Origin of the sequence: Enterobacter cloacae complex sp. SHL021 (assembly GCF_049237765.1) — a bacterium.
GTDB lineage: Bacteria > Pseudomonadota > Gammaproteobacteria > Enterobacterales > Enterobacteriaceae > Enterobacter > Enterobacter cloacae.
The window spans coordinates 1-21764 of record NZ_JBMKJG010000009.1; the positions used below are offsets into that span (position 1 = coordinate 1).

Genomic DNA, 21764 nt, shown 5'->3' on the forward strand with positions numbered 1-21764 from the left:
GTTATAGCTGAAGCTAATCCTGAGTAAACAAGGTGGATCAATATTAAACCGTTGGTGGTGGCGGTAAGTGGATCACTTTTTACCCGTTGTTGACAAAACCTCCTGCGCCTGGCGTTTTGGATTAGCATTTGTCATAATGACCTCGCACTTGTTATCTGCATTTGCACCTGAAAGTCGGTTCTGTTCGCGCAGACCGGCTTTCGCCATTTTTGTAGTTCTCACATAACCCCCAGCATCGACGTGACCATCGTCATCAGCGGGCCTACCTGCTCCGGCATGAGGCGGAACAGCGACGCTATTCCCTCGCTTACCTCTTTCAGCTTCTGATGCTCTGGAGCGTCCAGCAGCACGGCCTGCTTAGCCTCTGCGAGTTCTTTCTCGGCTTCAGCAAGGCGAGACATTTTGCAATCGGCGCCGATCAGGCGAGTTCGATACTCAACCGGCAGGACCGCCATGATTGCGGGCGTCAGCTGGCGCACGTTCTCGCGGTACTGCTCAGAGTCGAAGCGGTTATCCAGGAAGCGAAAGAGTTTCTGGCGTGCCCGGCTGATGTCTTCCGGGAAGCTGATGGCGGTCCCGCCCTGCTCCCGGTACTCGTTGATGATCAGCGCCGAAACGACGTCCTGATTGTCCAGCGCCGACGACCATGCCCGGACCGCATCGCGGATCTTTTCGTGGTCTGGCGCCGCCTTAGGTTGAGCGCGATTTATCACCGCTCCCGGGTGTATTCCGGTATTGTGTTGATACGCAAGTGAATGCATTGCTTTCCCTTTCGTGGTTAGGGCCGCCAATCAGGCGGCATTATTTTTTGGTGGGAACAACGCATCGAGAGATGTATTGCTCCCCAGCTTATTCATCGCGTCAACCAGGCGGCGGCACGAATCCAGGTCTGGTGCTCGTATGCCAGCTTCATAGTTAGCAAGGCGGGACTGGTTCCAGCCGCACGAACCTGCTAACTCTGATTGAGTGATGCCAAGCTTCTTACGTTCGTTGGCGATATTGTTCATGCTGATCCTTTCAAGAATGGTCACTCAGCATCATTAAACACAATTCGTGATTATTAATCAACACAATTCGTGTAAAGCTTTTTAACACGGCGCGTGATACAAAATGAGAATGAATAGAATCGAAGATATAGCGGGCCGCATTAAGCGACTTCGCGAAGATAAAGGGCTGTCACAAAAGGCTCTCGCAGAGCTTTGCGGGTGGGCCTCGCAGTCACGCATAGGGAATTACGAATCAGGCACCAGGAGCGTTAGCGTTGATGATGCAACTGTAATAGCTAAGGCGCTGGGGGTTGCGCCTGCCGAGCTGCTTTTTGGCGATGACTACAAAGGCTCTTACAAGCCAGGTGATAAATACCCAGTTATTAGCAAAGTTCAGGCGGGCGCCTGGTGTGAAGCTGTTGAGCCGTACACCCTTAAAGATATCGACCTTTGGCTTGAATCAGATGCTCACATTCAGGGGGAGGCGTTCTGGCTGCAGGTTGATGGTGACTCAATGACAGCACCGGCGGGTCTTAGCATCCCAGAAGGAACCTTTGTCCTCTTCGATACTGGGCGCGAGGCAATCAACGGCAGTCTGGTAATAGCAAAGCTATCCGATTCGAACGAGGCAACATTTAAGAAGTTAGTGATCGACGGTGCGCAGAAGTACCTGAAGGGTTTAAATCCACAGTGGCCATTGGTAGCGGTGAATGGTAACTGTCGAATTATCGGTGTTGCTGTAGAGACGAAGATGCGGCTGATTTAATCCTTATGCTTCTATCAATCTCTTAAATGCAGTTTTAATCAATCGTTAAAGTAAAAGTTACTTTACCGATAAGTATTATCGATTAGAAGAATTCTCTGATTACTGTAGAATCGCACAACCTTGATGCTGAGAGCGTCTATAATGACTACAACTATTTATGACCGTGTGAATCGTTTAGTTGCAACGGACTCGCGTTGGTCCAGAGGCTTGGATGATCTAGGTTATCCAGGGCACGTCGCATATGTGGATGATACCGGGTTCGGTAAAATGGCAGTCCGCGACGATCATGTTCTTACCCTGGCTGGTAATGGACTTTTAATTCAGCACTGGAAAGAGTGGTGGGCCACAGACTTAAGCGAGCCAAGGCCACCTATCTTGATTGATGGCAGCGAAGCAATAACTCTTCACATCGTCAAGATCTCAACTAACACTATCATCTTTGATATTGGCGAAATGTTAGCAGCTCAATATATCGATGAAAACGGTCAGATTATTACCAATGCTGTTTTTGCCGGTACCGGGGCACCTTATGCTGGCGGAACTTGGCAAAAAACTGGTTGCGCAAGAACTTCCATCGATGCTGCAAAGGCGAATGATATTCGGACTGGCGGCGAAGTTAGATATGTTGATTTTAATAGCGGCAGTATGAACATCGAAACAAGCAAGCTCTTGATTTCAGATGTTGCTGAAGCGCTTTTACATAAGGGGATGATCATGGATACTAATAACCTGTTAAGTCAGCCAGTGCCGATCACAGAAAACGAAGTTTCACACATTCGCCAGTTGATTGCTAATGGTGACATAACACCCTGCGCTCCAACGGGTGGGAAGACTGTTAACTGGACTGCAAAATCACTGTCACGTCTCGATGCTGCAATTGATAGCATCCGGAGAGACGAGGCTGAGCAGGCTTAACCCCCTCAGAACTAAACCCGGCCACCGCGCCGGGTTTTTTATTGCCCACCCATAAAGCCGACCCCCATTCTGCCGATAACTATCCAGCCTGAAGCTGATAACAATAACTATCGCAACACTACCTGCCCGCCCGTGCGGGCTTTTTTATTGCCCCTTCCTCACCAACTCCGCAGCATCCCTGTTAGCTCCCTTCCCTATCACGTTTCCTGTTTCCTTCCGGTACTGCTTCAGCTTGTCGATGATGTTTTGCTGGGTCATGGGTAAATCAGCCAGTGACAATTCCATCACCGCCCGCCCCATCGCCTGAATTTTCATGCTTATACGCTCTTCATCCAGAACCATGCACATCCCTCCTGCTGTTTTTTTAAGCGTAGCACTGGTATTTAAAAAAATAAATTCCCTTTCAAATCAGCAACAACACGCTTTGTTGTCATCATTAATCACAATTCGTGTTGACCAATAAAACACAATATGTGATTATCCACCCATCGAAACGAAACATCGACAGCTGAGCGAAGTTAGCCAGCGGCGAAGTGGAGATTCGGTAAGTCGAACGGCGCGACAGTAAACCATGCGTCGGACCATAGGCGGGCTCAGGAGGAGCGGCAATTATGGCAAAGCGAAAAAAAGATTTATTCCAGTCCATTCGAAGCTGAGTGGGCTGTGCTGAATCACAGAATCTTTCACGCCCGACTGGGCATCACGTTCAAATGGCTAGCCGCTGCCACCCTTTTCGACGCGGCGCACCGTATCGGAGGAGTTATGTAACAGGTAACAGTGACGACTGAAAACCAACATCGAGGAATGACTTACAGCTCCAAACAGGAAGAACATGCAAAGCCTGCTCATCCTGTCCCTATTGCTAACGGTATGGCTTAGCCGTAACGCAAGAACGCAGCGAGAACCTTCAGAAAGCAAGCAGATCGCTATCTCAACCAGCTTAACGCGCTCAAGTGGCGCTGAGGCACATCATTTCAGGTGATGGGTTGTAGGGACATAAACCTAATTTAAGCCCGGTCGTCCCTGCCGATTCAGGGGCAATTTCTGGAATGTTTTGGGGTGTGGTGAAGCTCAACGGCGAGCTAGGGAATAGGCTTGCGGAAAAAATTCGCGATGAAATCCGCAAGGCGCGCGTAACCCAATCGGCAGCGCACCGATGGAAGCTGGTTCGACTCCAGCCACCACACCACCAAAGCATTTCTCCCGCATCAGCGGGTAACGACAGAGGGTAAGTAAATGATTCGTCTTAACAACGAAATTAAGAATCAGCTATGCCATAACCTGCTTCTCGCATCCCCATTATTTGAGAAAGCGAAAGCGGCGGTTAATGACAGGGCGAAAATTGTTGAAGAAATTCGACAGGCATTGCTCAAGCAGGAAAACACTAGCGATGAGCAAATAACTAAGGCTCGGGAAGATTTCAAAGATAACTCGTTCATCAAGATGCAGGTCGCCGCTAAAACTGCAATTTTGAAGGTCATTATCAATGGTGAGTATCACGAATTAGCCAGGAACGGTTTGGATCATCGCTATCGCCACCGTGGAAAACATATTGGTAAGCACGATCTTGAAAGTGACCTGTTCTTCGGAACTTCCTTCGCTCCTGTAGTTGATTCGGGTTTCGTTCCTGAAAGTTACAGCACGCTGAAGAAGGTTGGAAAATTACACGACCGACTTACTGAATCGACGGTAATCATCAACGTTCTTTACGATGAAGTTGATGCCTTCCAATTGCAGGTTAAAGGTGCTCTAACCAAAGTCTCAACTGTTAAAAAACTGGCTGAGATGTGGCCTGAGGCAGTGCCATATTTGCCTGAGGTGGAACGCCGTGAAGCGACCAGCACCGCACTTGCCATTCCCGTTGAAACGCTAAACGCCCTTTGCGGCATACCAAAGAATGAATGACCCGCTCCGGCGGGTTTTTTATCGGCCATACATAGGCAGATTTTCGAGTCTGCCCATTTATGACAACCGGCGGCCATCCACCGCCCATTGAAACACTGAATAAATGCGTTGAAGTCTTGTATTAACCGTTCCGTTCGCCGCGATAAGGCCAAGAGGATTTATGACCAATAGCAACGGCGGCCCGGCATTTCCGGTCGCAGGTAGTGAGCACAATTATCCTATCGAGGGCATGACGTTACGCGATTACTTCGCTGCAAAAGCATTGTCTGGCTGGCTGGCAAGTTATCCGGAGTCGTGCACTCACCCTATTGTTGCCGGCAATGCCGATGAAGTTGCGAAGCACTCATACATGCTTGCCGACGCAATGCTCCGCGCCAGGGAGGCATCATGACAGTCACCCACAACGGAAAGCAGTACACCGCCAAAAAGCTCAACGATAACGAGTGGCAGCTTACGTCGGTATCGAACCCGCGCGAAAAGCTCACGTTGAATCGCTGGCACATGAAGCTGGCAGGCCTCCTGAAACAGGTTGAGGTGAAGGTATGATTGGAATGCACTACGGCACCGCATCAGTGCCACGTGGCGAGGTTTTACCGGGCACAATGCTGCAACACCACGGCAAAACTTATCGCGCCTCTGCGAACGTTGAGAAAGGCCTGTACGCCTTCAACATCTTCGAAAAAACCATCATCAAAAGTGATTCCGTCGTTGTGCTGCTGAATGAGCGCGGCGAGCCAATGGTTCACTGATACCAACCACCCTGTTCGACCGATCGGCCTGGCTTTCTGCGGGCGGGATCTGCACATCCAAATTTCAGGAGTTCAGCCATGAACGCATACCTCACTTACGACCGCATCGAAGATCGGCGCTGGGTTGAGCAACAGCTCACCGACGAGAAAGAGAAGTGGATCGACGACCGGGCGCAACAAATCATCGACATGATGCCAAAAGAGCCGTCCGGCCTCTTCCACTTCTCCGTACCGATTGACGCCAGTCCATACGAAGGACTTCGCAGCGATAAAGCTGGCGAGGCCTACAACGATTTCATTTCTGCAGTTGCTTACGCCCAGGCGGAATACGACTGGGAACACCGGACCGGCTGCCCGTTCTAAGGAGGGTTTATGAGTTTCGATCTGATTCAGTTCGTTAAGGAGCAGGAGCCGCTATTTGTCGGAGCCCTTACCGACCAGTCTCTGACTTGGGCAAAGGAATGCCAGTTCGCCATCCAGTTATTCCAGCGCAATCAAAAACTGGCAGAAACGGCGATTGCCAACCCCACCAGCGCCCAGAACGCGATTATCAACGTTGCAGCTGTCGGCATTAGCCTGAACCCTGCCAGCAAACTGGCTTATCTGGTTCCGCGCGACGGTATGGTCTGCCTCGATATCAGCTATATGGGCCTTCTACACATCGCCCAGTCGGCTGGCGTCATCAAGTGGGGTCAGTGCAAGCTAGTTCATGCAAGCGACGACTACGAGACATTAGGTCTCGATAAGGCGCCAGCTCATAAATACAACCCTTTTGCCACGCCTGACGCTCGCGGTGCAGTTATCGGTGGCTACTGCACAGTTAAAACCGCTGATGGCGACTATCTCACTGAAGAGATGAGTCTCGCTGAGATAGAAGAAATCAGGAAAGTGAGCAAAGCGGGAACATCGCCAAAAGGCCCATGGGTCAACTTCTGGTCTGAGATGGCCAGGAAGACGATCGTCAAGAGAGCCTATAAATACTGGCCGCGTGCCGACCGACTGGATAATGCCGTCGATGTGCTCAACGAAAGCGAAGGCATATACACCGAGCCAGTTATGCCCTACACCCCTGAAAGCGAAATCATCCAGTCAGAAGAAAACGCAAAACAGGAACTTATCAACACCATCCAGTCACTATGTGAGGACATGAAGCAGGCGAAAAACATGCATGCTCTCAAAGCTCACTTCCAGGCAGCTTACAAAATGACGGTCGGAATGCAGCTTCAACAAGAGGTTCAGGCCGTCTATGCCAAGTGCAAAGCAAAATTCGAAGAGGTTACGCAATGACAGCTCTTTACCAGATCGCCAATGATTTCGCAAAGCTGACTGATTCAGGCATGGAGCCTGAAATGATAGCCGACACCCTTGATGGCATTGAGTGGGAGCTGGAAGCAAAGGTCGAGCAGATCCTTGCTGTCTGCAAAAACGAATCTGCTTATGCCGAGGCGCTGAGAGAAGAAAGCAAGCGTCTTGCAGAGCGCGCAAAAGCCGCAGAAAACCGTGTGTCGAGCATGAAAGATTATGTGGCCACCTCCCTCGAAACAGCAGGAAAGAAATCACTGAAGGCAGGCATTCATCAGGTAACGGTTCGCGCGCCTTCCAAGTCAGTAGAGATTACAGATGCCAGCGCACTTCCTCCTGAATTCGTCGAATACGAGACGAGCATCAAGCCAGACAAATTGGCTATCAAACACCAAATAGAAGCTGGCGTGGATGTACCTGGCGCGCAAATAAAACTCGGCAAACCTTCACTCATCATCAAGTAGGTGCAGCCATGAAACGCACACCCTTCTACCGCAGGCCCGGGCGAACCGGGCAATTCTCCGGCCTCCGTGAGCGCGTTATCTGGATGATTCAGACGCGCGGCCGCCCGGTAACAGGCAGCGAAATCGCCGAGAAGTTTGGCGTAACGCTCATCGAGTTTAACCGGGTCGCCAACGGCATTACCCGCGGCTCCGGACAGATAGCTCAGATCGTTGAGTCGGAAAAATGGCTCAACGAGGACGGCATCTGTGACCGGAAATTTAGCCTGGCCAGCAAGCCAAAGGTCGTAACACCGCAAGGTAAATCGCGCCTTTTCACCCGGCGCGCCATCGAACAATCGCAGGAAGGCAGGCGGCAGGAGTGCATTGAACGTGCCGCCCGCCGTAGCCGCCTGATTGCTCAGGGCCTCTACATCGACGAAATGGAGTCCATCCTATGACTCACGCTCACGACGACATCATGGTTGGCACACTGTGCCTTCCCTTCATTGGTAACGGCTGGCTAATGCCATGGGGTGAAGTGGTCAGCAATCCATTAAAGGCGCAGCGGCTCGCTGAGGAATATCGGGAAAGGCAGGAGGCGGCATGACAGCGAAATACTCACTTCTGTATGTCGATCCGCCCTGGTCTTACGGCAACACCATCAGCAACGGCGCTGCTGCCGACCACTATTCCACCATGAAGCTAATCGACATCAAACGCCTGCCAGTCTGGGAACTTGCCGCCGAAAACGCTGTGCTGGCGATGTGGTACACCGGCACGCATAACCAGGAAGCTATCGAACTGGCCGAGGCCTGGGGCTTCACCGTTCGCACCATGAAGGGCTTTACCTGGGTGAAGCTGAATCAGAACGCGGAATTGCGCATCAACAAGGCGCTGGCCGAGGGTGAAATCACCGACTTTTACGACTTCCTCGATCTGCTTAACGCCGAGACGCGCATGAACGGCGGCAACCACACCCGGGCCAATACCGAAGACCTGTTGATTGCCACCCGCGGCGCCGGGCTGGAACGTAAGCACGCCGGGATTAAGCAGGTGGTCTACAGCCAGCTCGGCGCACACAGTGAAAAGCCGTGGGAAGTACGCCACCGGCTGGAGCTGCTTTACGGCGATGTGCCGCGCATTGAGCTGTTTAGCCGCAGCGCGGCGCCGGGCTGGGATCACTGGGGAAATCAGTGTGCCACCTCCGCGGTGGAACTGCTGCCTGGCTGCGCCATCGATGTTGTGAAAACGGAGGCCGCATGAAGTCAGAAATAGACAACGCCATCCGCACCGCCTGTCGCCGCTGCACCGAGGAAATCCAGCAGGCCATGCGAAAGAAGCCAAAACCAAACTGGAACGAAACGGTGCCTCCCATCATCAACAAGCATCACAAGAAAATTGAAGCTCTGGGAGTTAGCCTCCTGGAGTTAGTCGTATACACAGGCAGGCTTAATCGCCGCTTTGGAGTTGAATCGTGAAGGTTAAGACTGAAGATTTAGTAGGCATCCAGCTTGATTATGCAGCAGCGCTAGCAACCGGTCAGAAGGTGGATTTTGAAGCTGATACCGGGTGTCTTTGGTTTGAAGAGCGCGATGTGTGGTTCACCTGGAGCCCCTCAACGGAATGGGCTCAATGCGGACCAATGATGGAGAGCTTATCCATCAGCTGCTATCAGTCAGCAGAACCAGCTACTGGCAAGTTGTACCACTGGGTTGGGGTTAATGAACTGGTTTCGCCAGGCCGACGCCGGGGTCTGGTTGCTGATAACCCACGCACAGCCATTTGCCGCGCTGTTGTATTTGCAAAGCTCGGCGATGAAGTGGACATACCGGACGAGTTAGCCGTAAAGGAGCCAGCATGAAGGCACTAATCACCAGGTCGCTATCGCGGCCTTTTTTATTGCTGGCGTTCACCTTCAACCGTATTAACCGACAGTTCCGGGAGCATTGACAATGGCCGATATCATCGACACAGCAGCAGAGATTGAAGAGCTTCAGCGTAACGCCGCCCTTTCCGCTCACCGGATCAACCGCAACGCTGTATCAGCTGAACGTTGTGAAGAATGCGACGAACCGATCCCCGAGCCGCGGCGCGCTGCCGTGCCCGGCTGCCAGACCTGCGTTAGTTGCGCCAGTGATAACGAACTACGGTTGAAACAGGTGGGGAAATGATATGCGCGTGAAATTTGATGTTGGGGAAAAGGTGGGCATGCTCACGCTAATTGAGCCTTTCCCCAAAGATGAAAAAGGGGTTTATAAGGGTAAATTTTCTTGTGATTGCGGTAGCACTAAAATTATTCGCCTTTCTTTCGTTAAAAGTGGTCACACAAAATCATGTGGCTGCTTAAAGATTGAAGCAAAAAGAACTCACGGAATGTCGAGTTCTTCAGAATATAGGATTTGGGAGTTGATGTTACATAGATGCGAAAACCCTAAAGATAAGAGATACAAGGATTATGGCGGGAGAGGAATAACTGTCTGTCATCAATGGCATGACTTCAGCTCGTTTTACGCTGATATGGGCGCTCGTCCTGATGGCCTTACGCTGGATCGCATCGATAATGACAAGGGGTATTCACCGGAAAATTGTCGTTGGGCCACGCCATCCGAACAGCAGTTGAACAGAAGGAAATTGAAGGGAAGCAAATCTCGATTTGTTGGTGTAACTCAACGTCCATCAGGTAGGTGGTCAGCAAGGATAACTGTCAATTACAAAGACATTTATCTTGGTGATTACGATACAGAAGAAGCTGCTTCCGAGGCCTACCAGAAAGCAAAGGAAAAGGTTCTTGAGGAGTTTGAGCTAATGCGCAAGCAGAGGGGGATCCAGTGAAAGAGCGCGGAATGATTTTTAACGGCGAGATGGTGCGCGCCATCCTCGACGGCGGCAAGACGCAGACGCGGCGGCCAGTGAAGGTCCCACACATTGATAGAGATGCAATGTGCGAATTATCTGGCAATGAATTGGCTGGTGAGTTATCGGCGGGAAATTACAGAAACAGTCCACACGGTAAACCAGGTGATCGCATCTGGGTGCGTGAGACTTGGGCGCGCTACAACATTGACCAAGATAGCCACGATATGGCTTACCGAGCTACGCCACCTGCAGACTGGCCGGAAGAAGGAAGATGGCGTCCATCAATTCACATGCCGCGCTGGGCCAGTCGCCTAATGCTGGAAATTACCGGTGTGCGAGTTGAGCGATTGCAGGCCATTACCCTTGGGGATATCTGTAAAGAAATCGGCTGTGGTCTTTATGACTTCCGCCCTGCCACTTATGGCTTTCAGGTGTGGGAAGATCTGTGGAAGTCCATCTACGGGGAAGAAAACTGGCAGGCCAACCCCTGGGTCTGGGTAATCGAATTTAAGGTGGTGCCCAATGTTCAGGATAATCCAGCCTAATACCTGGTACGCCGATCCCCACGGCGCGCCCTGCAAAATCCTTCGCGCTACCCACGAAGTCATCCACTACATCCGCAACGGCCGCACCTGCATCGCCAGCATGGGCCGCTTTAACCAGGATTTCGAGCCGCTGACCAAAGCACAGGCTGAGCGGATCGCCGAAGAAATCGAAACAGCAGAACACCTGAAGAAGCTGCGCGCCCAGCGTGCGGCATGAGGAGAACTATGAGCACCATTCATGACATCCGAAACCAGCTATCAACCCTGGTCACCGAGGCGCACAAAGTGGCGTGCTCCCTCGATATTGGTGATGAGCGAACCGAAGCTTTCGAGCTATACGAAGCGCTTCGTCGACTTCAGCGCCAGGGTGCCGCCGGAGAGATTCTCTCAGCAACTAACCCACTTCTCGCCTCGCCATATTACGACGAGGATTGGGACGAAGATGAAGACGGCTGATGCAACTGATAGCCAGTTATGAGCTGGCTATTGGGTGCGAAAGCACCCCCTCACATCCCTTGATGTTATTGCCGCCTACGGGCGGCTTCTTTTTGCCTGGAGAAAACCATGAGCGATATGATTCAGCTTGTCCCCAATAAGTGGGTATCAGAGAAGGTTCTGATGGCGATTACCGGCCTGACCAAAAACGCGATCAGATTAGCCAGAGAAACGTCATGGATGGAGGGAAAAGAGTACCGCCATTACTCATGCGACTGCCAGCCGAAGGACAACTCCCCTATCCTCTACAACCGCCACGAAGTCGACAAATGGGTTGAGCGTCAGCAACCCGCGATTCCCCGCAAGAAATCTGCTTAAATACCCCTTCGATTAACCAAAGAGGAAGATGCATGAAGTATCCAACCGGGGTTGAAAACCACGGGGGCACGCTGCGCCTGTGGTTTATCTATAACGGTGTCAGGGTAAGGGAAAGTCTTAGTGTACCTGATACGGCGAAGAACAGAAAGATTGCCGGAGAGCTGCGTACAAGCATTGTCTACGCAGTAAAGACGGGAACTTTCAACTATGCATCACAGTTTCCAAACTCCCCTAACCTTCAGCGATTTGGTGAGGTGAGTAAGGCGCTAACCATAGGAGAACTTGCAGAGAAGTATTTATCACTTAAAGAGACTGATGTCGCATCAACGTCGATTAAGACATACCGGACGATAATCAAAAACGTTCTGCTCATTCTCGGTGAGAAGACAATCGCATCGTCGATAAGTAAAGAAAGGATTCTTGAGGTAAGGAAGGAATTGTTGACCGGTTATCAGCTTCCGAAAACTCAGTATGTAGTTACTGAGCCAGGGCGTTCTGCTGTGACGGCCAATAACTACATGACTAACCTTTTCGCCATCTTTCAGTTTGGCGTTGAAAACGGGTATCTCGATGACACACCATTCAAGGGAATATCGCCATTAAGAGAGTCACGAGTCGTACCGGATCCGCTATCAAGGGAAGAGTTTGTCAGGCTCATAGAGGCGTGTCGCAGTCAGCAAGCAAAAAACATGTGGTCTCTTTCTGTATACACAGGAATCCGACCGGGCGAGCTGTGCGCTTTGGGATGGGAGGATATCGACCTTAAGGCTGGCACGATGATGATAAGGAGGAATCTGGCGCAGGATAAATTTACCGCTCCCAAGACTCAGGCGGGCACAAACAGGGTAATACACCTTATCGAACCTGCAATTGAAGCTCTGAAGAGCCAACTTGAAATCACCAGGCTTGGCAATGAGCACATGATTGATGTTCACCTTCGAGAGTACGGTAAAAAAGAGAAGCACAAATGCACGTTTGTTTTTCTCCCATCCGTAACTTCAAGAACGGGTGTATGTGGCGATCACTTCACGGTCGATTCGGTCAGGCAGACATGGGATACGGCAGTAAAGCGTGCAGGAATTCGTCACAGGAAATCTTATCAGTCACGTCACACATATGCTTGTTGGTCATTGACGGCTGGAGCCAACCCTGCATTCATTGCTTCGCAAATGGGTCATGCTGATGCGCAGATGGTTTTCCAGGTTTACGGGAAATGGATGTCAGAGAATAACGATGCGCAGGTAGCGCTGTTGAACTCAAAATTGAGTGAGTTTGCCCCATCAGTGCCCCATGCAACTTTAAGAGTCGTGTAATTCCCTTCTGTTTCAGCACGTTAATCCTAATAAAACTTGAAATCCATAAACTCCAGCGCGGTACCCAGCCAGCCGGATACGGCAGCTTTCACCAGATCTGAAGTCGTTCTTTGAGGTTGTGCTTGAGTCATAATGGCTATCTCTGCAAGGTAAGATGCGTACCACTCAGAGCCTGTCTGCGCAGGCTCTTAACCGCGTAAATTATTATTGGTCGAAGGTGAGCAAGACTTTGCAGCACTGCCGCTGGTCTTTCTCAAACAGTTCGATGGCGTCTGTCACGTGGTGGTAGTCAAAGGTGTGGGTAATCAGTTTTTCAGGATCGATCAGCCCCTTTTCCAGCCAGTCGATCACGACCGGGAATTTGTTGGCATTCAGGCGCGAGGAGAATATCGACAGCTCTTTGCCGGTGATCCCCTGCTGAACAATCTGGCTCGGATCGCTGGAAAAGCCCATCAGCACGATACGTGCCGCCGGGGAAGCCAGGGTTATCGCTTCCTGCAGAATCGACGGATGACAGGCGGCATCAATGATTAACGTCGGGTTGATGCCTTTTTCTTCCAGCGCCTTATGCAAATCAAGATTACCGTTGTTCAGGACCCAGTCCGCGCCGCTGCGTTGCGCCATCGCCAGCCGTTCATCAATGCGGTCGACGACAATCACCTGCCTGACGTTGTAGACACCTTTCAGCGCCTGCACGGTAACCAGCCCCATCGGGCCCGCGCCATACACCAGGGCGATATCCTGTTCCGTCGGTTTTGCCTGCCCGGTGACGTTGGCAGCAATGGTAAAGGGCTCGACCATCACGGCGTGTTTATCGGGAATGGCGTCCGGGATGGGCCACGCATTTTTCGCCGGTACCACGGCGTATTCCGCAAAACCGCCGTCGCGATGCACGCCGAGCACGACCAGGGAGGTACACACGTTCGGTTTACCCACCGAGCACGGATAGCAGTGCCCGCAGCTGATCACCGGATCAACGGAAACCCGCTGCCCCAGGCGTCCGGGGTCAACGCCCTCGCCCGTGGCGTCAATCACACCAAAAAATTCGTGGCCGATAACGCGCGGATATTTCGCGAAGGGGTTATGTCCGCGGTAGATATGGCTGTCGGAGCCGCAGATCCCGGCAAGTTTAATGCTGACGCGCACTTCCCCTGCCCCCGGTTGCGGGAGTGGACGCTCTTCAATCACCAGCTGGTTGGGCTGTTGGATCACTACGCTTTTCATCGTTCGCTCCTCGTTTACCAGTTCCACAGCGTGCCGTCTTCAAGACGAGCCACAGGCAGGTAGGCCGGATCGTACGGGTATTTCGCGGCCAGCTTTTCGTCGAACTCAATACCCAGACCCGGCTTGTCGCCCGGGTGCATATAGCCGTTGTCGAAGCGCCAGTTGTGCGGGAAGACTTCAAGCATCTGTTCGGAATAGCCCATATATTCCTGCACGCCGAAGTTCGGCACCCACAGGTCGAAGTGCAGCGCGGCAGCATGGCAAATCGGCGACAGATCGGACGGGCCGTGTGACCCGGTCCGCACCTGGTAGAGCGAGGCAAAGTCTGCAATACGACGCATGCCGGTGATCCCGCCTGCATGGGTAATGGTGGCGCGAATGTAGTCGATAAGCTGCTCTTCAATCAGCTGTTTGCAATCCCAGATGCTGTTAAAGACTTCACCCACGGCAATCGGCGTGACGGTGTGCTGGCGGATCAGGCGGAAGCACGCCTGGTTTTCAGCAGGCGTAGGATCTTCCATCCAGAACATGCGGAATTCTTCGATGCTTTTACCGAAACGCGCTGCTTCAATCGGCGTCAGGCGGTGGTGCATGTCATGCAGCAGATGTTCGTTGAAGCCAAATTTACTGCGCACCGCGTCGAACAGCTTCGGCGTGAAGTCGAGGTATTTCTCGGTGGACCACAGCTGCTCTTCCGGCCAGTCCCCTTTGGTGGCAGGCTCATACGCCAGCCCTTTTCCTTTGGACATGCCGTAGGTGGTTTTCATTCCCGGCACGCCGCACTGGACGCGGATCGCCTTAAAGCCCATCTCTTTATGACGGGCGTAATCTTCCAGCACGTCGTCAATGGTATGCCCGGTGGTGTGGCAGTAGACCATTACCCCTTCACGGGAAGCGCCCCCCAGTAGCTGGTAAAGCGGCATATTGGCGGCTTTGGCTTTGATATCCCACAGCGCCATATCCACGGCAGAGATTGCCGACATGGTGACCGGGCCGCGACGCCAGTACGCGCCTTTATAGAAAAACTGCCAGATATCTTCGATGCGGTGCGCATCGCGGCCAATCAGTTGCGGGCAGAGGTGGTCTTTCAGGTAAGAGGCGACGGAGAGTTCGCGTCCGTTTAGTGTGGCATCGCCAAGACCGACGATGCCTTCATCGGTCGTAATTTTAAGGGTGACAAAGTTACGCCCCGGGCAGGTGACAAATACTTCAGCCCCGACAATCTTCATAATTCCTTTCCTTACATCGCATGTTGTGATGCAGGAAATTTACGCAACTGAGCTACTACCATACAAGTATAATGATCAAAATATCCGCGAGCGATCACAAAATCAGGGCGCTCAGGCGCGCCCCCAGCCCGCCACGATTATCAGCATGCCGCACAGGGCAATCAGGGCCCCGGCCCAGTCGTAGGCGCTGAGTTTTACCCCATCGACCACGCGTAACCATAGCAGCGCGGTGCAGACATAAACCCCGCCGTAGGCGGCATAGACGCGACCACTGGCCGCCGGATGGAGCGTTAACAGCCAGACAAACAGCGCCAGCGCGATGCCCGCCGGGATCAGCAGTAACACGGTTGCCCCTTTCTTCAGCCAGAGCCAGGGAAGGAAGCAGCCGATGATTTCACAGAGCGCGGTGGCAAAAAATAACAGCGTTGTTTTGATCATATTTCATTTCAGGTGAGGATTTATTTAACCATCATACCTGATGATACGGTTTACTTTTCCATACCCGCGCCGCGGGTATGCCGTCATTGCTGTTTGGTGTAGAATCTGAACAGGGTAACGTGATTATCTGCACCGATTCAAAAAGGAAACGCTATGAGTACATTAAGCAAACGCCTTTGTCTGACCGCCGCACTGGCGCTGTCAACGCTCGCCTTCGCTGCTACGGCTACTGCCGAAACCAGCAAACTCATTATTGAGTCTGGCGATAGCGCGCAGAGCCGCCAGAATGCCGCAATGGACAAAGAACAATGGAATGACACCCGCAGCCTTCGTCAGAAGGTGAACAAGCGTGCTGAGAAAGAGTGGGACAAAGAAGATGTCGCCTTTGACGCACGTGATAAGTGTCAGCAAAGCGCGAACGTTAATGCCTACTGGGAGCCAAACACCCTGCGCTGCCTGGATCGTCGCACGGGTCGTACGGTAGCACCGTAATGCCGGGTCTTGAGGTTAAACTGCGTCCGCTGGAGCGCGAAGATTTGCGCTTCGTCCACCAGCTCGACAACAACGCCAGCGTGATGCGCTACTGGTTTGAAGAGCCGTACGAGGCGTTTGTCGAGCTGTCCGATCTGTACGATAAACACATTCACGATCAAAGCGAACGCCGCTTTGTGGTGGAGTGTGAAGGCGAAAAAGCCGGGCTGGTTGAGCTGGTGGAGATCAACCACGTGCATCGTCGTGCGGAATTCCAGATCATTATCTCCCCGGAGCATCAGGGTAAAGGCCTGGCCTCACGGGCGGCGAAGCTGGCGATGGACTACGGATTTAACGTTCTTAATCTGTACAAGCTCTATCTCATCGTCGATAAAGAGAACGAAAAAGCGATCCATATCTACCGTAAGCTGGGCTTTATGGTGGAAGGCGAGCTAATCCACGAGTTCTTTATCAACGGGGAATACCGCAACACCATTCGCATGTGCATTTTCCAGCACCAGCATCTGGCCGGACACAAACCGTCTGGTGCCAGCCTGCTGAAACCTACCGCGCAGTAACCTGCGCGGCTTTACTCTCAATAGTATTCAATGGTGTTTTTTATGCTGTACTTGCGCTCAACCGCGGGTTTCACGCTGTCGTCGGTGATGGTCAGGTCGCAGCTCACCGGGTTATTGTGCCGGTCGTAATCGCAGCTCTGCTTCACATTCCCCAGCGGTTTGTCATTCAGTAAACTCACGGCCGAGTAATCCATTCTTTTGCGCAGATCCTTCGAGGGTGTCGACTGTACGGATAAGTGCTGATCCCCGGAAATGGTGGTTTTACCCAGCGGGTAGCCGTCCGCGTCATAGCGATATTTCACTTCCATCTCTTTACCGTGCGCCGCGACCACAAATCCGTTGTCATCGGTATCCCACGTCACACCGGCAGACGGCAGCTCGGCCAGCTGGCATTTGCCCTGCAGTTTCACTTTTCGCTGCTGGGTTTCTGCATCGATGTAGTAGTTGGCATCCAGCACCAGCGCGACGCCGGTATTCGCTTCAAGATCGTGCAGCTCAAGCGTATCAAAGCACCCTTCTGTCGACATCGTCCCGGTCACCCGTTTGGAGACCTCGCCCTTGTCGTTAAACAGCGTCTGGGTAAAGTCTTTGACCGGGCCGCGCAGCGGGTCAAAATCAAACTCATTCGAAAAACTCGCCATCTCAGGCGTGAACGACAGCGGCGCGGAATTGTTGTCGCACCCCACCAGTGTCGCGGCCAGTAGCGTTATCGCTGCGTATTTCTTCACATCATTTACCGATTCAGGGAGATTATTCCCAATCATATTAGCAAATACAGTTGTTTACACGAACCCTGCTAAAATTAATCTACACACAGAGAAAAGGAGCTACAGATGAAACGGTTACCCTGGATTACCGCCCTGCTGTTAATGAGTGCCTCTACTGCCGCGCTGGCGGCACCGGATTCCTGCGAACGCGTAAAAAGCGACATTCAGCAGAAAATCATTAACAACGGCGTGCCGGAATCTGGCTTTACGCTGAACATCGTACCCAACGATCAGGCCGATCGTCCTGATGCGCAGGTTGTTGGGCATTGTGCCAATGATACCTTCAAAATTTTGTACACTCGCACAGGCAGCGGCGCTGCTGCTGGCGCGCAGGAGAGTCCGCAAGGCGAACCGCAGTGATTTTTAACCACTTTCCTTGCATCAATCCCCCTTGAATTGATGAGGATTAATATTTAATACCTCCAAATAAGTAACACTCACCCCATCATTAGCCCGGTTGTAATCACGGGCGAAAATAATAGTCAATTAAAATGATGGGGTGAGTCATGTCCGATGTCGAACATCACGGTGGAATCAGCCGCCGAACACTCGTTAAGTCCACCGCGATAGGTTCTCTGGCGCTTGCCGCCGGTGGTATTTCGTTGCCGTTTGGATTGAAAAGCGCCGCTGCTGCAGTGCAAAACGCCGTACAGCCTGCTGAAGATAAAGTGGTCTGGGGAGCCTGCTCGGTCAACTGCGGCAGCCGCTGCGCGCTGCGCCTGCATGTCCGTGACGACGAAGTTTACTGGGTGGAAACGGATAATACCGGGGAGGATATCTACGGCAATCATCAGGTGCGCGCCTGTCTTCGCGGACGCTCCATCCGCCGTCGCATTAATCACCCTGACCGCCTCAACTACCCGATGAAGCGCGTGGGCAAACGCGGTGAAGGTAAATTTGAGCGCATCTCCTGGGATGAAGCGCTGGATACCCTGACCCGCAGCCTGAAAAATGTAGTGGAAAAATACGGCAACGAAGCGGTGTACATTAACTACTCCTCCGGCATTGTCGGCGGCAATATCACCCGCTCTTCCCCTTACGCCTCGCTGGTGGCGCGCCTGATGAACTGTTACGGCGGCTTCCTGAGCCACTATGGCACCTACAGTACTGCGCAAATTTCCTGCGCGATGCCGTACACCTACGACAGCAATGATGGCAACAGCACCTCCGACATTGAAAACACTAAACTGGTGGTGATGTTCGGCAATAATCCGGCGGAAACGCGTATGAGCGGCGGCGGGATCACCTACTACCTCGAACAGGCGCGTGAACGCTCAAATGCGCGGATGATCGTCATCGACCCGCGTTATACCGACACCGCTGCCGGACGTGAAGATGAATGGATCCCGATTCGTCCGGGTACCGATGCCGCGCTGGTAGCCGGACTTGCATGGGTATTAATCAACGAAAATCTGGTTGACCAGCCGTTCCTCGATAAATACTGCGTTGGCTATGACGAAAAAACGCTGCCGGAAGGCGCGCCTGCTAATGGGCACTACAAAGCGTATATTCTCGGCCAGGGCGACGATAATACGCCAAAAACCCCGGAGTGGGCCTCGCGCATTACCGGTATTCCGGCGGATCGCATCGTCAAGCTGGCGCGCGAGATTGGCTCGGCAAAACCCGCCTATATTTGCCAGGGCTGGGGACCGCAGCGCCAGGCCAACGGTGAACTGACGTCGCGCGCCATCGCCATGCTGCCGATCTTAACCGGCAACGTGGGTATCAACGGCGGTAACAGCGGCGCGCGCGAATCGACCTATACCATCACCATCGAACGGATGCCGCTGCCGGAAAACCCGGTAAAAACGCAGATCTCCTGCTTTAGCTGGACGGATGCCATCGCCCGCGGCCCGGAAATGACCGCCCTGCGCGACGGCGTGCGTTGCAAGGATAAGCTGGATGTGCCGATCAAGTTCATCTGGAACTATGCCGGTAATACCATCATCAACCAGCACTCCGACATCAACAAGACCCACGATATTCTGCAGGACGAAAGCAAGTGCGAAACCATCGTGGTGATCGACAACTTTATGACCTCTTCGGCGAAATACGCCGACATCCTGCTGCCGGACCTCATGACCGTCGAGCAGGAAGACATCATCCCGAACGATTATGCGGGCAATATGGGCTATCTGATTTTCCTGCAGCCCGTCACCGCGCCGAAGTTTGAGCGTAAGCCCATCTACTGGATCATGAGCGAAGTGGCGAAACGCCTCGGGCCGGATATCCATCAGAAATTCACCGAAGGCCGGACACAGGCACAGTGGCTGCAGTATTTGTACGCCAAAATGCTGGCGAAAGATCCGCAGCTTCCGTCCTATGACGAACTGAAAAAAATGGGCATTTATAAGCGCAAAGATCCCAACGGACACTTCGTGGCGTATAAAAAATTCCGCGATGATCCAGATGCCCATCCGCTCAAAACCCCGTCAGGCAAGATTGAAATCTACTCCAGCAAGCTGGCAGAGATTGCCGCCACCTGGGAGCTGGAAAAAGATGAAACCATCAGCCCGCTGCCGGTGTACGCCTCAACGTTTGACGGCTGGGATGCCCCAGAGCGTAAAACATACCCGCTGCAGCTGTTTGGCTTCCACTTCAAGGCGCGCACCCACTCCAGCTACGGCAACGTGGATGTGCTGAAAGCCGCCTGCCGTCAGGAGGTGTGGCTCAATCCGGTTGATGCGGCACAACGCGGTATTCAAAACGGCGATATGGTGCGCGTGTTTAACGACCGCGGCGAAGTGCGCATTGCCGCGAAAGTCACCCCGCGCATCATGCCCGGCGTCAGCGCGATGGGCCAGGGGGCCTGGCACGACGCCAACATGAACGGCGATCGGATCGACCACGGCTCATGCATCAACACGTTGACCACCCATCGCCCGTCACCGCTGGCAAAAGGCAACCCGCAGCACACCAATCTGGTGCAGATCGAGAAGGCGTAAGGAGTAACCGATGACAACCCAGTATGGATTTTTTATTGACTCCAGCCGTTGCACCGGGTGCAAAACCTGCGAGCTGGCCTGCAAGGATTACAAAGACCTGACCCCGGACGTCAGCTTCCGCCGGATCTACGAATACGCGGGCGGCGACTGGCAGGAGGATAACGGCGTCTGGCATCAGAACGTCTTTGCCTATTACCTGTCGATTGCCTGTAACCACTGTGAAGATCCGGCCTGCACCAAAGTGTGCCCGAGCGGGGCAATGCACAAGCGCGATGACGGGTTTGTGGTGGTGGATGAGGATGTCTGCATCGGCTGCCGCTACTGCCATATGGCCTGTCCGTACGGTGCGCCGCAGTACAACGCCGCCAAAGGCCACATGACCAAGTGCGACGGCTGCCATGACCGCGTCGCAGAGGGCAAAAAGCCGATTTGCGTGGAGTCCTGTCCGCTGCGCGCGCTCGACTTCGGCCCGATTGACGAGCTGCGTAAAAAACACGGCCAGCTTGCGGCCGTCGCGCCACTGCCGTCCGCGCACTTCACCAAGCCAAGCATTGTGATTAAACCTAACGCCAACAGCCGCCCGACGGGAGATACCACCGGCTATCTGGCAAACCCGAAGGAGGTGTGAGATGGGAAGTGGATGGCATGAATGGCCGCTGGTGATCTTCACCGTTTTTGGGCAGTGCGTGGCCGGGGCGTTGCTCGTCAGCGGTCTGGCATGGATGAGGGAGAGTGACGAGGCGGTCCGAACCCGCATCGTGCGCAGCATGTTCTTTTTATGGCTGGTCATGGGCGTTGGCTTTATCGCATCGGTGATGCACCTGGGCTCCCCGCTCAGGGCGTTTAACTCCCTGAACCGTGTTGGCGCGTCGGCGCTCAGCAACGAGATCGCGGCAGGCTCGGTCTTCTTTGCCGTCGGTGGCTTCTGGTGGCTGGTGTCGGTTATCGGTAAAATGCCGCCCGCGTTGGGTAAAGTATGGATGGTGGTGAGCCAGATCCTGGGGATTGTGTTTGTCTGGGCCATGACCCGCGTGTATCAGATCGATACGGTTCCGACCTGGTACACCGGCTACACCACGCTGGCCTTTTTCCTGACGATGGTGCTGGGCGGCCCGCTGTCTGCCGCCCTGCTGCTTCGCGCCGCTGGCACCGCCTTCAGAGGCACGTTTGCCGCATCGGTGAGCGTACTGGCGCTGCTGCTGAGCGTGGCGGTGATTGTGCTGCAGAGTAACGAACTGGCGACGCTACACAGCTCCGTACAACAGGCCAGCGCCCTGCTGCCGGACTATGGCGCATGGCAAGTTGGCCGTATCATACTGGTCGCCGCCGGATTAGGCTGCTGGCTGTGCCCGCTCATCCGGCGCCAGGAGCCGAAAACCCTTGCGCTCTTTGCAGGCTTGGTGCTGGTTGTCGTGGGTGAACTGATTGGCCGCGGTCTGTTCTATGGTCTGCACATGACGGTAGGTATGGCGATTGCCGGTTAACACAGGCGCGCGGGTTCACCCGCGCGAGCAAGGAA

The 21764-nt window shown here is 53.3% G+C and carries 34 protein-coding genes; 27 read left to right on the plus strand and 7 right to left on the minus strand.

Annotation, left to right across the window (positions count from 1 at the left end; all coding sequences use genetic code 11):
• Positions 1–218: 218 nt before the first annotated feature.
• Entirely contained in the window at positions 219–761 is a 543-nt protein-coding gene (locus tag ACOTZF_RS10680) for a toxin YdaT family protein (protein ID WP_045332366.1), read from the minus strand.
• A gap of 30 nt (positions 762–791) precedes the next feature.
• Positions 792–1007, minus strand: a complete 216-nt coding sequence (locus ACOTZF_RS10685; RefSeq protein ID WP_006809779.1) for a helix-turn-helix domain-containing protein — start codon at positions 1005–1007, stop codon at positions 792–794.
• Positions 1008–1110: 103 nt separating this feature from the next.
• Here ACOTZF_RS10685 and ACOTZF_RS10690 point away from each other — a divergent pair, with 103 nt between their 5' ends.
• Together ACOTZF_RS10690 and ACOTZF_RS10695 are read left to right on the plus strand one after the other, a co-directional pair.
• Positions 1111–1752, plus strand: a complete 642-nt coding sequence (locus ACOTZF_RS10690) for a LexA family protein (RefSeq protein WP_129318006.1) — start codon at positions 1111–1113, stop codon at positions 1750–1752.
• A gap of 141 nt (positions 1753–1893) precedes the next feature.
• On the plus strand, positions 1894–2667 hold the full coding sequence (locus tag ACOTZF_RS10695; RefSeq protein ID WP_032667315.1) for a hypothetical protein: 774 nt from the start codon (positions 1894–1896) through the stop codon (positions 2665–2667).
• 144 nt (positions 2668–2811) lie between these two features.
• Here the strand turns inward: ACOTZF_RS10695 and ACOTZF_RS10700 are convergent, their stop codons facing one another.
• On the minus strand, positions 2812–3009 hold the full coding sequence (locus ACOTZF_RS10700) for a hypothetical protein (protein WP_023313997.1): 198 nt from the start codon (positions 3007–3009) through the stop codon (positions 2812–2814).
• Positions 3010–3903: 894 nt separating this feature from the next.
• On the opposite strand from ACOTZF_RS10700, the gene ACOTZF_RS10705 reads away from it, so the two are divergent.
• The 19 genes from ACOTZF_RS10705 to ACOTZF_RS10795 all read left to right on the plus strand — a co-directional run bounded on the left by ACOTZF_RS10705 (position 3904) and on the right by ACOTZF_RS10795 (position 12593).
• A complete protein-coding gene (locus tag ACOTZF_RS10705; RefSeq protein WP_129318007.1) occupies positions 3904–4572 on the plus strand; it encodes an Nmad5 family putative nucleotide modification protein in 669 nt (222 codons plus the stop codon).
• A gap of 160 nt (positions 4573–4732) precedes the next feature.
• Entirely contained in the window at positions 4733–4963 is a 231-nt protein-coding gene (locus ACOTZF_RS10710) for a hypothetical protein (RefSeq protein ID WP_129318008.1), read from the plus strand.
• Positions 4960–5118: a hypothetical protein gene (locus tag ACOTZF_RS10715; protein ID WP_048248661.1), complete on the plus strand. Its 159-nt coding sequence runs from the start codon at positions 4960–4962 to the stop codon at positions 5116–5118. Before ACOTZF_RS10710 ends, ACOTZF_RS10715 begins: the two co-directional genes overlap by 4 nt.
• On the plus strand, positions 5115–5321 hold the full coding sequence (locus ACOTZF_RS10720; RefSeq protein WP_044856894.1) for a cell division protein FtsZ: 207 nt from the start codon (positions 5115–5117) through the stop codon (positions 5319–5321). Before ACOTZF_RS10715 ends, ACOTZF_RS10720 begins: the two co-directional genes overlap by 4 nt.
• A gap of 78 nt (positions 5322–5399) precedes the next feature.
• Positions 5400–5684, plus strand: a complete 285-nt coding sequence (gamL, locus tag ACOTZF_RS10725) for a host nuclease inhibitor GamL (RefSeq protein ID WP_025760409.1) — start codon at positions 5400–5402, stop codon at positions 5682–5684.
• Between the two features lie 9 nt (positions 5685–5693).
• A complete protein-coding gene (locus tag ACOTZF_RS10730) occupies positions 5694–6608 on the plus strand; it encodes a recombinase RecT (protein WP_129318009.1) in 915 nt (304 codons plus the stop codon).
• Complete coding sequence (locus tag ACOTZF_RS10735) at positions 6605–7087, plus strand: siphovirus Gp157 family protein (protein ID WP_016042167.1); 483 nt, start codon at positions 6605–6607, stop codon at positions 7085–7087. The genes ACOTZF_RS10730 and ACOTZF_RS10735 overlap by 4 nt, the downstream gene beginning before the upstream one ends.
• A gap of 8 nt (positions 7088–7095) precedes the next feature.
• A complete protein-coding gene (locus tag ACOTZF_RS10740) occupies positions 7096–7524 on the plus strand; it encodes a regulator (RefSeq protein ID WP_129318010.1) in 429 nt (142 codons plus the stop codon).
• Positions 7521–7673, plus strand: a complete 153-nt coding sequence (locus tag ACOTZF_RS10745; RefSeq protein ID WP_047357022.1) for a DUF1317 family protein — start codon at positions 7521–7523, stop codon at positions 7671–7673. The genes ACOTZF_RS10740 and ACOTZF_RS10745 overlap by 4 nt, the downstream gene beginning before the upstream one ends.
• A complete protein-coding gene (locus ACOTZF_RS10750; RefSeq protein ID WP_129318011.1) occupies positions 7670–8329 on the plus strand; it encodes an MT-A70 family methyltransferase in 660 nt (219 codons plus the stop codon). The genes ACOTZF_RS10745 and ACOTZF_RS10750 overlap by 4 nt, the downstream gene beginning before the upstream one ends.
• A complete protein-coding gene (locus ACOTZF_RS10755; protein WP_129318012.1) occupies positions 8326–8544 on the plus strand; it encodes a hypothetical protein in 219 nt (72 codons plus the stop codon). Before ACOTZF_RS10750 ends, ACOTZF_RS10755 begins: the two co-directional genes overlap by 4 nt.
• Positions 8541–8927 carry a phage protein NinX family protein gene (locus ACOTZF_RS10760; RefSeq protein WP_129318013.1) on the plus strand — a complete coding sequence of 129 codons (387 nt, stop codon included), beginning with the start codon at positions 8541–8543 and terminating at the stop codon, positions 8925–8927. The genes ACOTZF_RS10755 and ACOTZF_RS10760 overlap by 4 nt, the downstream gene beginning before the upstream one ends.
• A 91-nt stretch (positions 8928–9018) precedes the next feature.
• Complete coding sequence (locus ACOTZF_RS10765; protein WP_129318014.1) at positions 9019–9237, plus strand: TraR/DksA family transcriptional regulator; 219 nt, start codon at positions 9019–9021, stop codon at positions 9235–9237.
• A 1-nt stretch (position 9238) separates the two neighbouring features.
• A complete protein-coding gene (locus tag ACOTZF_RS10770; RefSeq protein ID WP_222435190.1) occupies positions 9239–9898 on the plus strand; it encodes an AP2/ERF family transcription factor in 660 nt (219 codons plus the stop codon).
• Positions 9895–10467 (plus strand): hypothetical protein, encoded by a 573-nt coding sequence (locus ACOTZF_RS10775; RefSeq protein ID WP_252007845.1) that lies wholly within the window; start codon positions 9895–9897, stop codon positions 10465–10467. The genes ACOTZF_RS10770 and ACOTZF_RS10775 overlap by 4 nt, the downstream gene beginning before the upstream one ends.
• A complete protein-coding gene (locus ACOTZF_RS10780) occupies positions 10445–10684 on the plus strand; it encodes a DUF4222 domain-containing protein (protein ID WP_129318017.1) in 240 nt (79 codons plus the stop codon). Before ACOTZF_RS10775 ends, ACOTZF_RS10780 begins: the two co-directional genes overlap by 23 nt.
• Positions 10681–10923, plus strand: a complete 243-nt coding sequence (locus ACOTZF_RS10785) for a hypothetical protein (RefSeq protein ID WP_164989333.1) — start codon at positions 10681–10683, stop codon at positions 10921–10923. The genes ACOTZF_RS10780 and ACOTZF_RS10785 overlap by 4 nt, the downstream gene beginning before the upstream one ends.
• A gap of 108 nt (positions 10924–11031) precedes the next feature.
• The gene (gene xisR / locus ACOTZF_RS10790; protein ID WP_031274995.1) at positions 11032–11280 is read left to right on the plus strand and encodes an excisionase family protein; all 249 of its coding nucleotides are present in this window, start codon (positions 11032–11034) and stop codon (positions 11278–11280) included.
• A gap of 32 nt (positions 11281–11312) precedes the next feature.
• A complete protein-coding gene (locus ACOTZF_RS10795; RefSeq protein WP_129318019.1) occupies positions 11313–12593 on the plus strand; it encodes a site-specific integrase in 1281 nt (426 codons plus the stop codon).
• A 204-nt stretch (positions 12594–12797) separates the two neighbouring features.
• Here ACOTZF_RS10795 and ACOTZF_RS10800 read toward each other — a convergent pair whose 3' ends face one another.
• The 3 genes from ACOTZF_RS10800 to ACOTZF_RS10810 form a co-directional block, all read right to left on the minus strand.
• Complete coding sequence (locus ACOTZF_RS10800) at positions 12798–13817, minus strand: Zn-dependent oxidoreductase (RefSeq protein ID WP_045295919.1); 1020 nt, start codon at positions 13815–13817, stop codon at positions 12798–12800.
• A 14-nt stretch (positions 13818–13831) separates the two neighbouring features.
• On the minus strand, positions 13832–15046 hold the full coding sequence (gene rspA / locus ACOTZF_RS10805) for a starvation-sensing protein RspA (RefSeq protein ID WP_013096791.1): 1215 nt from the start codon (positions 15044–15046) through the stop codon (positions 13832–13834).
• Between the two features lie 111 nt (positions 15047–15157).
• Positions 15158–15484: a YnfA family protein gene (locus tag ACOTZF_RS10810; RefSeq protein ID WP_029882821.1), complete on the minus strand. Its 327-nt coding sequence runs from the start codon at positions 15482–15484 to the stop codon at positions 15158–15160.
• Between the two features lie 153 nt (positions 15485–15637).
• Here ACOTZF_RS10810 and ACOTZF_RS10815 point away from each other — a divergent pair, with 153 nt between their 5' ends.
• Entirely contained in the window at positions 15638–15976 is a 339-nt protein-coding gene (locus ACOTZF_RS10815) for a DUF1283 family protein (RefSeq protein ID WP_013096793.1), read from the plus strand.
• Entirely contained in the window at positions 15976–16533 is a 558-nt protein-coding gene (speG, locus tag ACOTZF_RS10820) for a spermidine N1-acetyltransferase (RefSeq protein ID WP_013096794.1), read from the plus strand. Before ACOTZF_RS10815 ends, speG begins: the two co-directional genes overlap by 1 nt.
• Before the next feature lie 17 nt (positions 16534–16550).
• Here the strand turns inward: speG and ACOTZF_RS10825 are convergent, their stop codons facing one another.
• Entirely contained in the window at positions 16551–17261 is a 711-nt protein-coding gene (locus ACOTZF_RS10825) for a YnfC family lipoprotein (protein ID WP_095439573.1), read from the minus strand.
• 105 nt (positions 17262–17366) lie between these two features.
• On the opposite strand from ACOTZF_RS10825, the gene ACOTZF_RS10830 reads away from it, so the two are divergent.
• The 4 genes from ACOTZF_RS10830 (at position 17367) to ACOTZF_RS10845 (ending at position 21729) form a co-directional block, all read left to right on the plus strand.
• Positions 17367–17660, plus strand: a complete 294-nt coding sequence (locus tag ACOTZF_RS10830; RefSeq protein ID WP_013096796.1) for a DUF1161 domain-containing protein — start codon at positions 17367–17369, stop codon at positions 17658–17660.
• Between the two features lie 146 nt (positions 17661–17806).
• On the plus strand, positions 17807–20245 hold the full coding sequence (gene ynfE, locus ACOTZF_RS10835; protein WP_421636090.1) for a selenate/tellurate reductase subunit YnfE: 2439 nt from the start codon (positions 17807–17809) through the stop codon (positions 20243–20245).
• A 10-nt stretch (positions 20246–20255) separates the two neighbouring features.
• Positions 20256–20873 (plus strand): dimethylsulfoxide reductase iron-sulfur subunit DmsB, encoded by a 618-nt coding sequence (dmsB, locus tag ACOTZF_RS10840; protein ID WP_013097316.1) that lies wholly within the window; start codon positions 20256–20258, stop codon positions 20871–20873.
• Position 20874: 1 nt separating this feature from the next.
• A complete protein-coding gene (locus ACOTZF_RS10845; protein ID WP_058651555.1) occupies positions 20875–21729 on the plus strand; it encodes a dimethyl sulfoxide reductase anchor subunit family protein in 855 nt (284 codons plus the stop codon).
• Positions 21730–21764 lie beyond the last annotated feature (35 nt).

Excerpts from the sequence above, each read along its gene's own strand:
- ACOTZF_RS10810 (WP_029882821.1), bottom strand. The coding sequence starts at position 15,484 with ATGATCAAAACAACGCTGTTATTTTTTGCCACCGCGCTCTGTGAAATC.
- ACOTZF_RS10690 (WP_129318006.1), top strand. The coding sequence starts at position 1,111 with ATGAGAATGAATAGAATCGAAGATATAGCGGGCCGCATTAAGCGACTT.
- xisR (WP_031274995.1), top strand. The coding sequence starts at position 11,032 with ATGAGCGATATGATTCAGCTTGTCCCCAATAAGTGGGTATCAGAGAAG.
- rspA (WP_013096791.1), bottom strand. The coding sequence starts at position 15,046 with ATGAAGATTGTCGGGGCTGAAGTATTTGTCACCTGCCCGGGGCGTAAC.
- speG (WP_013096794.1), top strand. The coding sequence starts at position 15,976 with ATGCCGGGTCTTGAGGTTAAACTGCGTCCGCTGGAGCGCGAAGATTTG.
- ACOTZF_RS10720 (WP_044856894.1), top strand. The coding sequence starts at position 5,115 with ATGATTGGAATGCACTACGGCACCGCATCAGTGCCACGTGGCGAGGTT.
- ACOTZF_RS10770 (WP_222435190.1), top strand. The coding sequence starts at position 9,239 with ATGCGCGTGAAATTTGATGTTGGGGAAAAGGTGGGCATGCTCACGCTA.
- ACOTZF_RS10845 (WP_058651555.1), top strand. The coding sequence starts at position 20,875 with ATGGGAAGTGGATGGCATGAATGGCCGCTGGTGATCTTCACCGTTTTT.
- ACOTZF_RS10730 (WP_129318009.1), top strand. The coding sequence starts at position 5,694 with ATGAGTTTCGATCTGATTCAGTTCGTTAAGGAGCAGGAGCCGCTATTT.
- ACOTZF_RS10780 (WP_129318017.1), top strand. The coding sequence starts at position 10,445 with ATGTTCAGGATAATCCAGCCTAATACCTGGTACGCCGATCCCCACGGC.
- ACOTZF_RS10795 (WP_129318019.1), top strand. The coding sequence starts at position 11,313 with ATGAAGTATCCAACCGGGGTTGAAAACCACGGGGGCACGCTGCGCCTG.
- ACOTZF_RS10830 (WP_013096796.1), top strand. The coding sequence starts at position 17,367 with ATGAAACGGTTACCCTGGATTACCGCCCTGCTGTTAATGAGTGCCTCT.
- ACOTZF_RS10755 (WP_129318012.1), top strand. The coding sequence starts at position 8,326 with ATGAAGTCAGAAATAGACAACGCCATCCGCACCGCCTGTCGCCGCTGC.
- ACOTZF_RS10745 (WP_047357022.1), top strand. The coding sequence starts at position 7,521 with ATGACTCACGCTCACGACGACATCATGGTTGGCACACTGTGCCTTCCC.
- ACOTZF_RS10815 (WP_013096793.1), top strand. The coding sequence starts at position 15,638 with ATGAGTACATTAAGCAAACGCCTTTGTCTGACCGCCGCACTGGCGCTG.
- ACOTZF_RS10680 (WP_045332366.1), bottom strand. The coding sequence starts at position 761 with ATGCATTCACTTGCGTATCAACACAATACCGGAATACACCCGGGAGCG.
- ACOTZF_RS10695 (WP_032667315.1), top strand. The coding sequence starts at position 1,894 with ATGACTACAACTATTTATGACCGTGTGAATCGTTTAGTTGCAACGGAC.
- ACOTZF_RS10685 (WP_006809779.1), bottom strand. The coding sequence starts at position 1,007 with ATGAACAATATCGCCAACGAACGTAAGAAGCTTGGCATCACTCAATCA.
- ynfE (WP_421636090.1), top strand. The coding sequence starts at position 17,807 with ATGTCCGATGTCGAACATCACGGTGGAATCAGCCGCCGAACACTCGTT.
- ACOTZF_RS10785 (WP_164989333.1), top strand. The coding sequence starts at position 10,681 with ATGAGGAGAACTATGAGCACCATTCATGACATCCGAAACCAGCTATCA.
- ACOTZF_RS10765 (WP_129318014.1), top strand. The coding sequence starts at position 9,019 with ATGGCCGATATCATCGACACAGCAGCAGAGATTGAAGAGCTTCAGCGT.
- ACOTZF_RS10715 (WP_048248661.1), top strand. The coding sequence starts at position 4,960 with ATGACAGTCACCCACAACGGAAAGCAGTACACCGCCAAAAAGCTCAAC.
- ACOTZF_RS10705 (WP_129318007.1), top strand. The coding sequence starts at position 3,904 with ATGATTCGTCTTAACAACGAAATTAAGAATCAGCTATGCCATAACCTG.
- ACOTZF_RS10740 (WP_129318010.1), top strand. The coding sequence starts at position 7,096 with ATGAAACGCACACCCTTCTACCGCAGGCCCGGGCGAACCGGGCAATTC.
- dmsB (WP_013097316.1), top strand. The coding sequence starts at position 20,256 with ATGACAACCCAGTATGGATTTTTTATTGACTCCAGCCGTTGCACCGGG.
- gamL (WP_025760409.1), top strand. The coding sequence starts at position 5,400 with ATGAACGCATACCTCACTTACGACCGCATCGAAGATCGGCGCTGGGTT.
- ACOTZF_RS10750 (WP_129318011.1), top strand. The coding sequence starts at position 7,670 with ATGACAGCGAAATACTCACTTCTGTATGTCGATCCGCCCTGGTCTTAC.
- ACOTZF_RS10710 (WP_129318008.1), top strand. The coding sequence starts at position 4,733 with ATGACCAATAGCAACGGCGGCCCGGCATTTCCGGTCGCAGGTAGTGAG.
- ACOTZF_RS10735 (WP_016042167.1), top strand. The coding sequence starts at position 6,605 with ATGACAGCTCTTTACCAGATCGCCAATGATTTCGCAAAGCTGACTGAT.
- ACOTZF_RS10700 (WP_023313997.1), bottom strand. The coding sequence starts at position 3,009 with ATGGTTCTGGATGAAGAGCGTATAAGCATGAAAATTCAGGCGATGGGG.
- ACOTZF_RS10800 (WP_045295919.1), bottom strand. The coding sequence starts at position 13,817 with ATGAAAAGCGTAGTGATCCAACAGCCCAACCAGCTGGTGATTGAAGAG.